General features: G+C 64.6%; 14 protein-coding genes. 3 read left to right on the forward strand and 11 right to left on the reverse strand.

Features of this window, described 5'->3' with window-relative positions:
* The 5 genes from SIN08_RS16675 to SIN08_RS16695 form a co-directional block, all read right to left on the reverse strand.
* On the reverse strand, nt 1–582 hold the full coding sequence (locus SIN08_RS16675; protein WP_322452726.1) for a F0F1 ATP synthase subunit B: 582 nt from the start codon (nt 580–582) through the stop codon (nt 1–3).
* A 69-nt stretch (nt 583–651) separates the two neighbouring features.
* Entirely contained in the window at nt 652–876 is a 225-nt protein-coding gene (locus SIN08_RS16680; RefSeq protein WP_322452727.1) for a F0F1 ATP synthase subunit C, read from the reverse strand.
* A gap of 68 nt (nt 877–944) precedes the next feature.
* Nucleotides 945–1,694 carry a F0F1 ATP synthase subunit A gene (locus tag SIN08_RS16685; RefSeq protein ID WP_322452728.1) on the reverse strand — a complete coding sequence of 250 codons (750 nt, stop codon included), beginning with the start codon at nt 1,692–1,694 and terminating at the stop codon, nt 945–947.
* A 41-nt stretch (nt 1,695–1,735) separates the two neighbouring features.
* Nucleotides 1,736–2,104: an AtpZ/AtpI family protein gene (locus SIN08_RS16690; protein ID WP_322452729.1), complete on the reverse strand. Its 369-nt coding sequence runs from the start codon at nt 2,102–2,104 to the stop codon at nt 1,736–1,738.
* A gap of 214 nt (nt 2,105–2,318) precedes the next feature.
* Nucleotides 2,319–3,494 (reverse strand): cell wall hydrolase, encoded by a 1,176-nt coding sequence (locus SIN08_RS16695; protein ID WP_322452730.1) that lies wholly within the window; start codon nt 3,492–3,494, stop codon nt 2,319–2,321.
* A gap of 268 nt (nt 3,495–3,762) precedes the next feature.
* Here SIN08_RS16695 and SIN08_RS16700 point away from each other — a divergent pair, with 268 nt between their 5' ends.
* A complete protein-coding gene (locus SIN08_RS16700) occupies nt 3,763–4,272 on the forward strand; it encodes an OsmC family protein (RefSeq protein ID WP_322452731.1) in 510 nt (169 codons plus the stop codon).
* 41 nt (nt 4,273–4,313) lie between these two features.
* On the opposite strand, the gene der is transcribed toward SIN08_RS16700, so the two are convergent.
* Nucleotides 4,314–5,741: a ribosome biogenesis GTPase Der gene (gene der / locus SIN08_RS16705; protein ID WP_322452732.1), complete on the reverse strand. Its 1,428-nt coding sequence runs from the start codon at nt 5,739–5,741 to the stop codon at nt 4,314–4,316.
* 3 nt (nt 5,742–5,744) lie between these two features.
* Nucleotides 5,745–6,413: a tetratricopeptide repeat protein gene (locus tag SIN08_RS16710; protein ID WP_322452733.1), complete on the reverse strand. Its 669-nt coding sequence runs from the start codon at nt 6,411–6,413 to the stop codon at nt 5,745–5,747.
* Nucleotides 6,414–6,855: 442 nt separating this feature from the next.
* Between SIN08_RS16710 and SIN08_RS16715 the strand changes: the two genes are divergently transcribed.
* Complete coding sequence (locus tag SIN08_RS16715; protein ID WP_322452734.1) at nt 6,856–7,848, forward strand: polysaccharide deacetylase; 993 nt, start codon at nt 6,856–6,858, stop codon at nt 7,846–7,848.
* Nucleotides 7,849–7,968: 120 nt separating this feature from the next.
* Here the strand turns inward: SIN08_RS16715 and SIN08_RS16720 are convergent, their stop codons facing one another.
* Nucleotides 7,969–9,546, reverse strand: coding sequence for a BCCT family transporter (locus SIN08_RS16720; RefSeq protein ID WP_322452735.1), 1,578 nt, complete (start codon nt 9,544–9,546; stop codon nt 7,969–7,971).
* Between the two features lie 349 nt (nt 9,547–9,895).
* Between SIN08_RS16720 and SIN08_RS16725 the strand changes: the two genes are divergently transcribed.
* Nucleotides 9,896–10,162, forward strand: coding sequence for a YMGG-like glycine zipper-containing protein (locus SIN08_RS16725; RefSeq protein WP_322452736.1), 267 nt, complete (start codon nt 9,896–9,898; stop codon nt 10,160–10,162).
* A gap of 235 nt (nt 10,163–10,397) precedes the next feature.
* On the opposite strand, the gene proC is transcribed toward SIN08_RS16725, so the two are convergent.
* From proC to SIN08_RS16740, 3 genes are read right to left on the reverse strand one after another with little or no spacing between them, the layout of a single operon-like run.
* Nucleotides 10,398–11,201 carry a pyrroline-5-carboxylate reductase gene (proC, locus tag SIN08_RS16730; RefSeq protein ID WP_322452737.1) on the reverse strand — a complete coding sequence of 268 codons (804 nt, stop codon included), beginning with the start codon at nt 11,199–11,201 and terminating at the stop codon, nt 10,398–10,400.
* A 59-nt stretch (nt 11,202–11,260) separates the two neighbouring features.
* On the reverse strand, nt 11,261–12,571 hold the full coding sequence (locus SIN08_RS16735; RefSeq protein WP_322452738.1) for an O-antigen ligase: 1,311 nt from the start codon (nt 12,569–12,571) through the stop codon (nt 11,261–11,263).
* Nucleotides 12,540–13,538 carry a glycosyltransferase family 2 protein gene (locus SIN08_RS16740; RefSeq protein WP_322452739.1) on the reverse strand — a complete coding sequence of 333 codons (999 nt, stop codon included), beginning with the start codon at nt 13,536–13,538 and terminating at the stop codon, nt 12,540–12,542. Before SIN08_RS16740 ends, SIN08_RS16735 begins: the two co-directional genes overlap by 32 nt.
* Between the last annotated feature and the right edge of the window lie 250 nt (nt 13,539–13,788).

Consider the following 13,788-nt stretch of genomic DNA (forward strand, 5'->3'; position numbering starts at 1 on the left):
CTACTGCCGGGCGGCCTTGACGGCGGCCACCAGGGTCTTCTTGTCCACCGTACCGCCAACCAGTTCACCGACGATGGTGCCCGCCGTTTCCTCGGCGATGATGCCGACATCCTCGAGCGCGGCCTGCTTGATCTCCGAAATGCGGCCTTCGGCCTCGGCAAGCTTCTTCTCGAGCGATTCCTCGACGCGGCGGCGCTCGGCCTCGGCTTCCGCCTTGGCGTTGTCACGCGCTTCCTGGGCAATGCCACCGGCCTTCTTGCGCGCCTCGGCGAGCTCCTGCTCGTAGGCGGCAATCGCGGCGTCGGCCTCTTCCTTCATGCGCGCCGCCTGGTCGAGATCCTGGGCGATGCGGTCGCGCCGCACCTCCAGAATGCTGGCAATGCGCGGCAGCGCCACCCGCTTCAGGAACAGATAGAAGAGGCCGAAGGTGATCGCCAGCCACAAGAGCTGCGAAGGATAGGTCGAGGCGTCGAACGGAGGAAAGCTGCCTCCGTGGCCGCCATTCTCCGCTACGCCGGTCTCTGTGTGGGTTTCGGTGGCAGCGTCCTCTGCCGCCTGTGCGAATGCCGGTGCCACAAACATGGCTGTCCCCTTGGATACCGAAGAGCCGGCCGCACGGAACGGCCGGCTGAAAGCACGTTCGATGCGCGCTTAGGTGAAGAGCAGAAGCAGCGCCACCAGCAGCGAGAAAATGCCGAGCGCCTCGGTCACGGCGAAGCCGAAGATAAGGCGGCCGAACTGACCGTCGGCGGCAGAGGGGTTGCGCAGGGCGCCCGCCAGGTAATTACCGAAAATATGGCCGAGGCCGATGCCGGCGCCGCCCATGCCAAGACAGGCGATGCCCGCGCCGATTGCCTGTGCTGCTTCTACTTCCATCTTGCAACTCCTTGTGGATTTTAAGTTCGGGTTATCCGGTTCAGGCGGGAACCCGCCGATCTGTTTTCCTAGTGGCTCGGATGCAGGGCATCGTTGAGATACATGCAGGTGAGCACCGCGAAGACATAGGCCTGCAGAAAGGCCACGAGGAATTCGAGGCCGGTCAGCGCCACGGTCATGGCGAGCGGCAGCACCGCGCCCGCGGCCCCGGCGACGCCAAGCGCGCCGAGCGAGGTGACGAAGCCAGCGAAGACTTTCAGCGTGATGTGCCCGGCCAGCATATTGGCGAAAAGACGCACAGACAGGCTGACCGGACGCGAAAGGAAGGAAACCACTTCGATCGCGACCACGAGCGGCACCAGCACAGCCGGCACGCCTTCAGGAACGAACAGTTTCAGGAAACCCAGGCCGTGCTTCCAAAAGCCGTAGACGAGGACCGTTCCGATCACCAAAAGCGCCAGCGCGAAGGTGACGATGATGTGGCTGGTAACGGTGAAGAAATAGGGGAACATGCCGAACAGGTTGGCCACCAGCACGAACATGAACAGCGAGAAGACGAATGGGAAGAAACGCATCCCCTGGCTGCCGGCCGCATCGCGCAGCATCGAGGCGATGAACTCATAGGTCATCTCGGAGACCGACTGCAGCCGGCCGGGAACAAGCCCGCGGCTCGACGTGGTCAGGTACAGAAACGCACCCGCGGCCGCCACGGTGGCGACCATGAAGGCCGAGGCGTTCGTGAAGGAGAAATCGAGTCCGCCGACTTCAATCGGAATCCATTTGGAGATCTGGAACTGATGAATCGGGTCTGTGGCCACTGAGGTTCCCTCACCTGTCACGCCGCGGCGGAAGCCGCATATTAGTCCTTACCGTCCTCATCATCGCCCTTCTTCGGCGGCGTCGCGCCAAAGTCAGCGACCTGCCCCGCCGAGCGCAGGACATTGAGTATGCCCGCCCCGAAACCGAGGAGCAGGAAGATGATCAATCCCCAAGGCGACGTTCCGGCCATCTCGTCGATGAACCAGCCGAGGGCCGCCCCGACCACAATGCCGGCGATGAATTCGCTGGAAAGCCTCAGCGCATTCGCAAAACCGCCCGCACCGCCTGTCTTCGCGCGCTCGTCGCTTTCCGGTTCCGCCGGCTTTCTGGCCGCCAGCGCCGCTTCAAGGGTACGCCGGCGTCCATCCAGATCGCCCGGCTTGTCCCGATCGGCCACCGTACCCTCCATGCCGGGTTACCGGTCAGCTTCGTCGCTTCAAAGTCGGGCGCAACATAGAGACCGGTCCCGCGCCAGTCAAGCCACGCAGCAGCACCAGGATTGACTTACTTTTCAGTTTAAAATCAGAATGTTACATGGGTGCGACAAAGCGTCATTCACAGCCTGTTCGCCGGCCGGGACGGAATCGCCGTCTTTTCACGCCACCCGGCGTGAAGACGGCGCTTTACTTCCACCCGCCGCCATAGGTCCGGTAGAAGACATGCCGGCCGATCCGCTTGGTGCGCTCCATGGTCGAAGCCCAGCGCGGGTTCACATAAGTGGCATGGTAGTGGGTGGAAGAGCCGACCTCTTCCAGCCAGATCTTGCCGGCCGTCACCGCCATCCCGACCTCCTCGGCCATGCGATAATGCGCGGGGCTTTTCACGCGGTCGCGAATGCCGTCGCAGGCGAAGGAAAACTGGCAGCGGTTGCGCCATTTCTCGTTCTGATAGACGACACCGCAGACGGAGTTCGGATAGGCCGGATTGCGCACCCGGTTCAGGATGACCTGGCCGACCGCGGCCTGTCCCTTCACTGGCTCGCCGCGCGCCTCGAAATAGATTCCTGCAGCCAGACACCGCTGCTCCTGCTTGGAGAAAGCCGAGGGCGGCAGCGGCTGGCGCGCCCAGGCGTGGTCACCGGGCGAAACGGGCGGGATGAAGCGACCACCGTCCTCGTCTCGCAGGATGCTGGCGAAGGGCGAGGCCTCGGCATAGTCCGGTTCGGCCGGCGCATAGGCGGTGGCCAGCACATCGGCCTTGTCGTTGTTGATCAGGCTGGCGATCGCCGGCGGCAGATCGGACCCGGCCTGCCGGTCGTGCTTCAGGTAGAAGGCGGAGGCGATCTGCACCTCCTTGCCTTTGATCTCGGGCTTGGCGAAGGCCATGTGCACGTCGCTCACCCGCCGCGGCGCCAAAAGCGCACCCTTCTGCTCGAAGATGGAACCGGCGTTGAACAGCTTCGGCGGCGCCATCGGCACCGCATCGACCAGGCGGCCCCGTTTCTCGGCGCGATTGACGCGGTCCTCGTCGGGTGTGACGGCGGCGATCTTCCGTTTCGCGCGGAAGGCAATCTCGCCGATGCCCGCAGCCGCCATACCGCTGCCGGAAATTCCGCCGAGCCGCGCATCCGGATCGACAAAGGGCATCTCCGCCTGGTGCACGGAACCGGCCACCGAGCGTTCTATCACCGCGGCCCAGCGCGGCCCCGCCTCCTGCCCGGAAACCAGGCTCGTCATGTCCTGATAGGCGGTCGCCGTCGGAAAACCGGCCCACAATGCAAGCCCGAGAAACAGCGGAGAAAGAGAAGAACGGTCTTCGCAGACGCGCTCAAACAGCCGCCCTATAGCCGATGCAAGCACTCGAACCTCACCGATACGCAAACACAACGCCAACGGACGGCAAACTATTTGATTAACCTTGATCACCGGTTAACGGGACGGATGAAATTGCAGAAAGCGAGGGGCGGCACGCGACGCTCGGGAACTGCCGGGCAAAGGTGCCGAAACCGTGACACGGCGGAGCGGGGGCGACAATTTGCCCTCGCAATGGTTCCCGGGTATGCCGAAGGGCCGGCGCCGGAGCGCCCTGGGCGAGCCGCCGCCCGCCCGCACGAGGAGGAGGAACAGAATGGACGCCGCCGCATTGCGCGCCGCTCAGGCGCCGATCAAGGAACGCTACAAGTCGGATCCGCAGGCCGCTCTGGTCACGTTGCGCGCCACCGGCGCCCTCGACGACCGGAACGTCGCCTGCAAGGTGGAGACCGGACGCGCGCTGGCCGTTGCCGGACTGCACCCGGCAACCGGCGGTTCCGGCCTCGAGTTGTGTTCCGGCGACATGCTCCTGGAAGCGCTCGTCGCCTGCGCCGGCGTGACGCTGAAAGCGGTGGCCACGGCCCTGGAGATACCGCTTGCCGCGGGCACGGTTGCGGCGGAAGGCGATATCGACTTTCGCGGCACGCTCGGCGTCGACCGGGAGGCGCCGGTGGGCTTTGCACGGATCCGCCTGACCTTCGAGGTCGACACGGACGCGCCGCAGGACAAGCTCGACCTGCTTCTGAAACTCACCGAACGCTATTGCGTGGTCTATCAGACGATCCGCCACGGCCCCGCGGTGGAAGTGACGCTGAAACGTGCATAGCAAGCCGGGCCAGGAAACGACCGCGCTTTAGCCAGTGCCGTTCAGCCGCGCTTGCGGCGTGCGCGGCCGGCATAGGGATTTTCGGATGTTCGCAGCGCGACGCGAATGGGCACGCCATAGATATCGAAGGCCTCGCGCAAGCCGTTGACGAGATAGCGCACATAGGATTGCGGCATCGCCTCCGGGCGCGAGCAGGAGAGCACGAAGCCGGGCGGCCGCGTCTTGACCTGGGTCATGTATTTCACCTTCAGCCGGCGGCCGGCGACGGCCGGCGGCGGGTGCTGCGCCGTGGCGCGCTCCAGCCAGCGGTTGAGCGGCCCGGTGGGTACCCGCCGGTTCCAGATGTCATGCGTGGCGACCGCAGCTTCCATCATGCGGTCGAGCCCGCGGCCCGTCTCGGCGGAAATGGGCACGGCCTTCATCCCGCGTGCCTGCGGCAGAAGGCGCTCCGTCTTCTCGCGCAACTCGGCCAGGGTCGCCTGGCGGTCCTCGACGAGATCCCACTTGTTGAAAACGATCACCGGCGCCCGCCCCTCGCGGATGATGAGATCGGCGATCTGCAGGTCCTGCTTGTCGAAAGGCATTGTGGCGTCGAAGACGACGATCACCACCTCCGCGAAACGGATGGCGCGCAGCGTCTCCCCGACCGAGAGCTTCTCCAGCTTTTGCTGAACGCGCGACTTGCGCCGCATGCCGGCCGTATCGAACAGCTTGATGCCGCGTCCCTGCCAGTTCCATTCGACGGAGATCGCATCGCGCGTGATGCCGGCCTCCGGCCCGGTAAGCAGACGTTCCTCGCCGATCAGCGCGTTGATGAGCGTCGACTTGCCTGCATTGGGCCTGCCGACCACGGCGATGCGGATCGGCCTGTCCGGGTCGATGGCAGGCTCGTCGGCGTCAGGATCGACATCTTCGCCAATCAGCGCCTCGCCGTTGTCTGCCGGCGCCGTCGCCTCTGGCTCCTCCAGGGCCGCATCACCTGCCGCCGCGGCGATCGCGTCGCGCAGTTCGGCCATGCCCCGGCCATGCTCTGAGGAGATGGCGATCGGCTCGCCGAGTCCGAGTCCCCAGGCGTCCAGGACGCCGGCCTCGGCGCCGCGCACGTCCGTCTTGTTGGCCACCAGGACCACCGGCTTGCTTTTGCGGCGCACGACCTCGGCGAAGGTGCGGTCGTCGGGCATCAGTCCCGCCCGCGCATCGATCATGAAAAGGACGAGGTCGGCCTCGTCGATCGCCGTTTCCGTCTGTGCGCGCATACGCGCTTCGAGAGTCGGCGCGGCGGCGTCCTCGAGGCCGGCCGTGTCGACAACGTCGAAGCTGAGGTCGTGCAGCCGGGCCGGGTGCACGCGACGGTCACGCGTCACGCCGGGAGTATCGTCCACCAACGCGATCCTGCGTCCCACCAGCCTGTTGAAGAGGGTCGACTTGCCGACATTCGGCCGGCCGACGATAGCGACCTTCAAGGTCATGATCTATCCCGATTCGCTGGCCGAACCGGCAATCAGCTCGGACATCATCTCCGCCCGCTGCCGCGTTCCCGACGGTGCCCGGGGATCGTCGATGATCTGCTCGAAAAGCGCGAGCGCGTTTTCGCGGTCGCCTTCCTTCCAGGCGGCCAGGGCGAGCGCCTCGCGTGCCGTGTGGCGCATGGGATTGTCGTCATCCGTCAGCGCTTCGACACGCGCGGCGACATCGGCATAGCTGCCGTGATCGACCAGGATGAGGCCGGCGCGCAGATTTGCCAGATCGCGGATAGCGGCTGGCGCGGAGCCGTTGGCCGCCACGGCGTCGAACTTCGCCACGGCCTCTTCGTACCGGCCGGCTTCGGCGAGCAGCGTGGCGGCCCGCAGGCGCGCCAGCATGGGATAATCGCCGTAGCCGGAGGTCTCCAGCTCTTCCAGGGCGGCCAGCGCCTCTTCGGTCTGACCTTCATCGGCGAGCTCAAGCGCCTGGGCGAACGCATCGCCGGCCTGGTTGGCGCGCGAAGTCGACCAATAGTCGTAGCCGACCCAAGAGGCCGTCGCGAGGATGAGCAGCGCCGCGATCCCCACGGCTAGGGCGCCGTAGCGCCGCCAGAGACTCTTCATCTGATCCTGGCGGAACTCTTCGTTGACCTCGCGGATGAAGCTGTCGTCGGACATGAAAAACCTGTTTTCCGCCGGGCAGCGCCCGGATTTCTTTCTGCTCGCCTTTTAACGGAAATTCGCGTGCATGGAAGGGGTCTGCCGCGTTGCGCCGCCAAGATGCCCCCTCGCTCACCGGCTGCCGGGTGGCTCACGGCGTTGCGAAGCGATTGTCTGCCGGCGGGCCTGCCGATAACATGGGGTCCATGGCCGTCGACTCGGATAGGGCGCGGCGGCAAGTGACACCGGATCAGCCGGTCGTCCGGTGGCTTGTTCGCAGCCGCAGGATCTGAACCTCCTTCGTAAGCTCAATCAGGAATCCCAGGCTCTCTCTCCAGGTGATGGATCCGTTCCTTCCGCGTCTCTTTACCAAAGCTGTTGAAATCCGGCCTCCAGTCGATAGCCGGCCACATTTCGGCAATAACCGCGCAATGGGGGTTTTTGTTGAAACGGTTGTCGAATGTCTCTTCTTATGCGTCTCGGCGCTTGCGCGCTCGCTTTGCTTGCCCCTCCTGCTCTCGCCCAATCCGACGTCCGGCGGCCGCAATATGTGATCATCTCCTTCGACGGGGCATTGCACATCGAGCAATGGGAGCGCAGCCGGGCCCTGGCGGAACGGACCGGCGCGCGCTTCACCTACTTCCTGTCCTGCGTCTACCTGCTCACGCCCGACACGCTGAAAGCCTATCGCAGCCCCGGCATGGCGGCGGGCCGGACCAATATCGGCCGCGGCTTCTCCACCAGCGACGTGCGGCTCAGGCTCGAACAGATCTGGCAGGCACGCAGCGAGGGGCACGAGATCGCCAGCCATGCGTGCGGTCATTTCGACGGCGGCGCGTGGAGCGCGGCGGACTGGAAACACGAATTGGAGCAGTTCCGGACGATCCTGCGGGACGCCTGGTCGGTCAACCGGATAGACGGCGAACCGGCGGATTGGCGGTCCTTCGCAGAAAACGAGGTCGTCGGCTTCCGCGCACCCTATCTGTCGACCGGCAAGGGTCTCTTCACGGCGCTCGCGGCCGAGGGCTTCCGCTATGATGCGAGCACCGTCTCGAACGGTCCGGCCGAAGCGGCGGACAAGGGCGGCGTGACGCGTTTTTCCCTGCCGATGATTCCCGAGGGGCCCCGGGGGAGACGCGTAATCGCCATGGATTACAATCTCTATGCACGCCATTCGGGCGCAAAGGAGAACACGGCGAAGGCCGCCGCTTTCGCGGCGCGTGCCTATGAAGCCTTCCATGCCGCCTTCGCACATGAATATGCGGGCGACCGGATCCCCCTGCAATTGGGATTCCACTTCACCTTGATGAACGGCGGCGCCTACTGGGAGGCGCTGGAGCGCTTCGCCGAAGAGGTTTGTGTCAAATCGGAGGTCCGCTGCGTCGGCTATCGGCAGTATCTGGAGGAGACCGCACCGGTTTCGGCGGCGTTGCGGCCAAGCATCGGCGGCTGAAGCGAAGGCTTCAAGGCGCCGTCGGACCGGAAACCCGCATACCCGCCACAGCAAAAAGCCAAAGAAAAGGCCCCGCCGCGACGGCGGGGCCCTTCAATTGACAAGCGCGTCGGCAGCCGCTCAGCGCTCTTCCTGGGCGAGCCCCTTCCAGGTCGCGTAGAGCATGACCACCAGGAGAATGGCGAAGGGGAAGCCGGTCGCGATGGCGCCGGCCTGCAGGGCAGCAAGGCCGCCGCCCAGGAGCAGAACGATCGCCACGAGCCCCTCGAAGATAGCCCAGAAGACACGCTGGGCCACCGGCGCGTCGATCTTGCCGCCGGCGGTAATCGTGTCGATCACCAGCGATCCGGAGTCGGAGGAGGTGACGAAGAACACGATAACAAGGATGATGCCGATGAGCGAACTGATCGACGCCAGCGGCAAGTCGGCCAGCATGGCGAAGAGCGACAGTTCCGGCACATAGTCGACCACGGTCTGCTGCACGCCGGTGTAGCCCTCGTTCAGGAACTGGTCGAGGGCGGTGCCGCCGAAGGTCGTCATCCACAAGACCGAAACCAGCGTCGGGATGATCAGAACGCAGGTGATGAATTCGCGCACCGTCCGGCCCTTGGACACACGGGCGATGAACATGCCGACGAAGGGCGACCAGGAGATCCACCAGGCCCAGTAGAATGTCGTCCAGCCGTGCACGAAGGCGTCGTCCTCACGCCCGACCCAGTTCGACAGCCTCGGCAGATCCACGAGGTAGTCCCAGGTATTGTTGAAAAAGCCGGTGATGATGGCGACAGTCGGCCCGAAAGAGATCACGAAAACCAGCAGCAGGAAGGCGAGCACCATGTTGATCTCGGACAGTCGCTTCACACCGGCCTCGAGACCCGCCATCACCGAAACCAGCGCGATGGCGGTGATGCCCATGATGAGAAGCACCGTCGTGGTTTCGTTGTTGGGGATGCCATAGAGTTCGTTGAGGCCCGCCATGGCCTGCGAAGCGCCGAGCCCGAGCGAGGTCGCCAGGCCGAACAGCGTCGCGAACACCGCCATCGTATCGATGACGTGGCCGATCCAGCCGCGCACGCGTTCGCCGAAGATCGGGTAGAAGACCGAACGGATGGAAAGCGGCAGCCCCTTGTTGTAGGCCGCCAGCGACAGCGCCAGGGCGAGCACGCTGTAAATGGCCCAGGGATGCAAGCCCCAGTGGAAGATGGTAGCGGACATGGCCATATTGCGGGCGTCGGCCACCGCGCCCGGAACGACCTCCCCGTCGACCACCGGGGGCGCGACCCCCAGCGCCGGGTTATTGAAATGGTACATCGGCTCGAGCACGCCGAAGAACATGAGACCGATGCCCATGCCCGCGGCGAACAGCATGGCGAACCAGCCGGCATAGGAATATTCCGCGACCGCGTCCTTGCCCCCCAGCCGCACCTTGCCGAACGGCGAGACGGCCACCACGATACAGAAGATCACGAACAGGTTCGCCGAAATCATGAAGACCCAGTCGAAAGTCGACGTCAGCCAGGTACGTAGCCCCCCGAGCACCAGACCGGCGCCCTCCCGGAAAATAAGGGCAATGATCACGAACGCGATAATGAGAACGGCGGAAACAAAGAAGACCGGATTGTGGACATCCAGCCCCATGATCCGGACATTGTCCTGCCCCGGCTCGAGGCCGTGATCCTCGACGGATGTGTCAGACATTTTTTCACTCCATTTTTGGTCCGGCGCGAAAAGACGGCGGGACCCCACGACCCGCGGCACCGGAACACTCCTCCGCACGCTGACCCTGCCCAAAAAGAATCGCCGGGTATCGTCTTATTTGCGACCCAATTCGTGCGGATTGAGACGACAATTCATAAAATGGGGCGAAAAATGAACCCCCATCCGGCGGAAATGCGGCTAAATCCGGACATTTCCAGAGGTTTTTTTGCTCGCTGGCGAGTGGCTCTTGACGCCATGGTTGCAACCAACCAGCATCTCCGGCGTTCATGATCGGAACAATTTGCTGCATGGAAAATTGTGCCCGGTGTAAAGCGATCTGGAGAGTCCCATGAAAAAGCTCGTTCTTTTGATACCATTCCTGCTTGGAATCGCGGCATGTACCCCCACCCAGCAAGGCGCTGCAATCGGCGGTGCCGGTGGCGCGGCAGTAGGTGCGGCGGTGGCAGGCGACGACCTTGAAGGCGCAGTGATCGGCGGCGCGGCCGGTGCGATCGCCGGCGCTCTTATCGGGCGCGCCTCGGAAGGAAGCAATCAGTGCGTGTACCGTGACGAGTACGGCCGTCGCTACACGGCCCGCTGCCCCTCCGGCTACTGATATCGCGCCCAACGCCCGAAACGGACTACCGGGCAACAATCGAAAAGGCTGGAGTGATCTCCGGCCTTTTTGGTCTTTCACGCTTGCGCCTGCATTGCATGACCTTGTGACGCCGGCCCTATCTCGTCACGGGGCTGGTCACCGAGCGGGGGCTGGCAGAGGCTTCTGCGGAAGGCCTTCCGAGCTTTTTCCCGAGCGGGCAAGGTCGGCCGCCTGAGACTGCTGGCCGAAGCGCTTACCGTCCGAGTTCTATCGAACGTTGTTTCGCCGCCTCCACGGCTTCGCTCACCAGCTCTGAAAGCCTTTCATCACCCATGAGCACGGCGAGCGCCGCAGCCGTGGTGCCATTCGGGCTCGTCACCTGCTCGCGCAGCGTTCCCGGGTCCTCGCCGCTGTCCCTGGCGAGGCAGGCCGCGCCGTAGACGGTCTGCATCGCCAGCTTCGCGGCGATTTCCGCGGGAAGGCCGGCCTTCTCGCCGGCCGCCGTCAGGCACTCGATGAAGTGGAAGACATAGGCCGGCCCGGAGCCGGAGACCGCCGTCACCGCGTCCATCAGGGCCTCGTCCTCGATCGTGGCGACGGCGCCGCTGGTGGCAAGCAGGCGGTCGACGAACGCCTTCATTCGGGAAGATACGTTGGGATTGGAAAACACCACCATCATGCCCTTGCCGATGGCGGCGGGCGTGTTCGGCATGCAGCGCATGACAGCCGCCTCGCGGCCCAAAGCTTCCTCGAAGACGGCGACACCGATACCCGCGGCGACGCTCACGAAGGCGGCATCCGGGGCAAAGCGGCGATAGGCCGGCACCACATCGCGAATGACCTGCGGCTTGACGGCAAAGACGACGAGTTCGGCGGCATTCAGCGCATTCGCGTCTGCGAGCGCCGTGACGCCATGGACGGCCGCGCGGTTGCGCAACTCCTCGTTCGGCTCGACCACGGTGACGTCGCCCGCCGCCAGTTCGCCGGCGGCGAGCCAGCCCTTCAACATGGCATATCCCATATTGCCGCAGCCAACGAGAACCACTTTCCTGCCCATGAACGCCTCCTTCTTCGGAGACCCAGCAATGGCGCGTTCGAAGCGCCGATGCAACAGCGTCAGCGCGCTCCCGACACCGGAAAGCGCGCGACCAGCCGCAAGCCGAAAATGGCGAAGACCATCAGCAGCCAGACCGGGTCCGCGCGGCGGAAGAAGAAGCTTTCGAGAAAGGCGTCGAGCAGGGTGAAGGCCACGATCATCAGGAAAAGATCGGCCAGAAGGACATTCTCCTTGAGCGGCGGAACGCGTAGATAATCGCGCATCGGTGCGAGGATGAAGGCGATGATCGCCACGAGAAGGGCCGGCAGCCCCATCGCTATCGCCAGGTCCATATAGGCGTTGTGGCCGTGCACGATACCGCGGATGTCCCAGGCGCGGTCGAAGGGCTGATCCGAAAAGCGGACGAGATCGCTGCCCCAGAAGCTTTCCAGCCCGTATCCCGTCCACGGCCTTTCGGCCAGCATCTCGCCCATGAAGGCCCACAACTCGGTCCGGCCGGTATAGGTGAGACCCGGAAAGTAGTGCCGCTGCAATTCGGAAAGCGGTTCGAAAAGGGCGATGCCGAGCGTGGCGAGCGCGGCCCCGGCGATGGCGGCGACCAGGAAGACCGGCGCCAGAAATCGCAGCCCGCACAGGCCGGGAAGGATGACAAGCAGCATTGCCAGCGGAACGGTGCCGAGCGTCGTCTTGGAGCCCGTGTTGGCAATGAAGAAGAGCGCAAGCACAAGGATCGTCCCGCCGCTCCAGCGCCAGTGCCGGCGCCAGAGGTAAAGGCCCATGAAGGCAAGGCAGGCCATGACCGGGGCGGCGATGTTCTTGTGCGAGAAGCTGCCGCGCCAGAGGCCCGCGTGTTGCGGTTCCAGTCCACCGGCGCCGTGGATCGCCACATCCGGCCGCGCCACGATCCCATAATAGCAAAGGCCCAGGACAGCCAGGGAGACAGTCGCCAGGACGGTCGAGAACCCGTCGGCATCGGGCGGCAGGATCAACACGGTGGCCATGACCAGGATGCCGATGAGCGTGAAAAGCGCTGCGCGCATCGCCTCAGGCGGCGACGGCGCATGCATGACCGACAGCGACAGGAGCACGAGAAGAAGCAGCCACCAAGGACTGAGCAATGCCGCCAGCACGCGCCGGTTCGTCAGCGTGAGAAGACCGCAGGCCGCCAGCGCCCCGAGCAAGCCGTAGCCCAACTGGTTCACCAGATCACCGCCGGTCGCACCTTCGGCGCCGGCCGGCTGGAACGGGCGGAAGGATATGATGGCCACTGTGAGCAGCAACACCGCAAGCGCCGTCGCGGCACGGGCCGGAACTGCCGTCGCCTCGGTGCCGCCGCGATCAGTTCTTGTCGGGTTCGCGATATTGCTCATTGGCGTATCCGAATTCGGCGAGCACCCGGCCGAGCCCGACATAGACCGGGTACATGGCGCTCGACACGGAGCCGGTGGCGAAAAGAGATCGAAGGCAGCGCAAGGGCGACAGAGCCAGCAGCGCAAGGCTCTTGCCCAGAACGCGCGACGCACCCAGCCGTTCACCCGCGCGCTTCTTCTTTTCCACCAGCGTGGAGATGACCCCGTTGCGCAGGCTGCGCGCGCGGATCCAGTCCGCTTCGAGACGCCGCGCCGGCACGGTCTCGTGGACCGGCGCCTCGGCACACCAGGCCAGGCGATACCCCTTCTGCGCGGCGCGCGAGAGGAAATCGGAATCACCTCCACCCATGAAGTTGAAGCGCAGGTCCAGAAACGGCTGCTCCATCGCTTCCAGCACATGCCGGGAAACGAGCAGATTTCCGGAGGAAAACAGAGCCGGCACGCGCCCGGTTCTTTCGTATGGCGGCAGGAAGACAGGATGGCGCCGGAAGCGGTCTGCGGTGCCATCGGCGAAAATCGGAACCTGCGGCCCGCCGACGATATCGGCTTCCAGCTTCTCCGCTGTCGCGCACATCGCCTCCAGCCAGCCGGGAGCGGCGATTTCGTCATCGTCGATGACGAGCAGGTGGCGAAGGTTCGGGAAGGTCTCGAGTGCCGTACGCCACCCCGCATTGTAGGCGGCGCAGTTGCCGCGTTCATGCGCGACGATGACGAGACCCTCCATCTCCTTGCGTGCGAACAGCGGCGCAGCCGCCTCGGCGCCGGCGCGCTCTTCCGCCTCATTTTCGATCACGATAACGGCGAAGCGGCGCGCGGTGTTCTGCGCGGCCAGCGAGCCGAGCGTCTCCAACAGATGCTGCGGACGCCTGAAGGTGGGAAGGGTGACGACACAATCGACCACATCAGCCGCCAATTCAGGCGAGCGCACGAGAAGAGAGACAGATTTCGTCCCGGGTTTCGATTGCAAGGCTGCCCCGCCGAATCAGCAAATATCCCCCTCATTAAGAGCGGCCGCCGATTAAGCTTTCGTTAAACACCTTGCACATGAGGGGCCGCCTTCCCTTGCGCCTGTGCCTTTCAGCCCCGCGCCTTAATCATCGCTTCACGAGCGAACTGGTATGCGGATTGCAATAGGAAGAGGAAATGCAGCGCGTTCTCGCCAATTTCAGAGCCCCCGCACCGGCAGCGGCTGACCGTGTCAGCGCTGCCGCCACGCG

Source organism: Chelativorans sp. M5D2P16 (assembly GCF_034427935.1).
Classification (GTDB): domain Bacteria; phylum Pseudomonadota; class Alphaproteobacteria; order Rhizobiales; family Rhizobiaceae; genus Chelativorans.

Excerpts from the sequence above, each read along its gene's own strand:
- proC (WP_322452737.1), bottom strand. The coding sequence starts at position 11,201 with ATGGGCAGGAAAGTGGTTCTCGTTGGCTGCGGCAATATGGGATATGCC.
- SIN08_RS16715 (WP_322452734.1), top strand. The coding sequence starts at position 6,856 with ATGTCTCTTCTTATGCGTCTCGGCGCTTGCGCGCTCGCTTTGCTTGCC.
- SIN08_RS16735 (WP_322452738.1), bottom strand. The coding sequence starts at position 12,571 with ATGAGCAATATCGCGAACCCGACAAGAACTGATCGCGGCGGCACCGAG.
- SIN08_RS16725 (WP_322452736.1), top strand. The coding sequence starts at position 9,896 with ATGAAAAAGCTCGTTCTTTTGATACCATTCCTGCTTGGAATCGCGGCA.
- der (WP_322452732.1), bottom strand. The coding sequence starts at position 5,741 with ATGACCTTGAAGGTCGCTATCGTCGGCCGGCCGAATGTCGGCAAGTCG.
- SIN08_RS16700 (WP_322452731.1), top strand. The coding sequence starts at position 3,763 with ATGGACGCCGCCGCATTGCGCGCCGCTCAGGCGCCGATCAAGGAACGC.
- SIN08_RS16710 (WP_322452733.1), bottom strand. The coding sequence starts at position 6,413 with ATGTCCGACGACAGCTTCATCCGCGAGGTCAACGAAGAGTTCCGCCAG.
- SIN08_RS16690 (WP_322452729.1), bottom strand. The coding sequence starts at position 2,104 with ATGGAGGGTACGGTGGCCGATCGGGACAAGCCGGGCGATCTGGATGGA.
- SIN08_RS16675 (WP_322452726.1), bottom strand. The coding sequence starts at position 582 with ATGTTTGTGGCACCGGCATTCGCACAGGCGGCAGAGGACGCTGCCACC.
- SIN08_RS16720 (WP_322452735.1), bottom strand. The coding sequence starts at position 9,546 with ATGTCTGACACATCCGTCGAGGATCACGGCCTCGAGCCGGGGCAGGAC.
- SIN08_RS16680 (WP_322452727.1), bottom strand. The coding sequence starts at position 876 with ATGGAAGTAGAAGCAGCACAGGCAATCGGCGCGGGCATCGCCTGTCTT.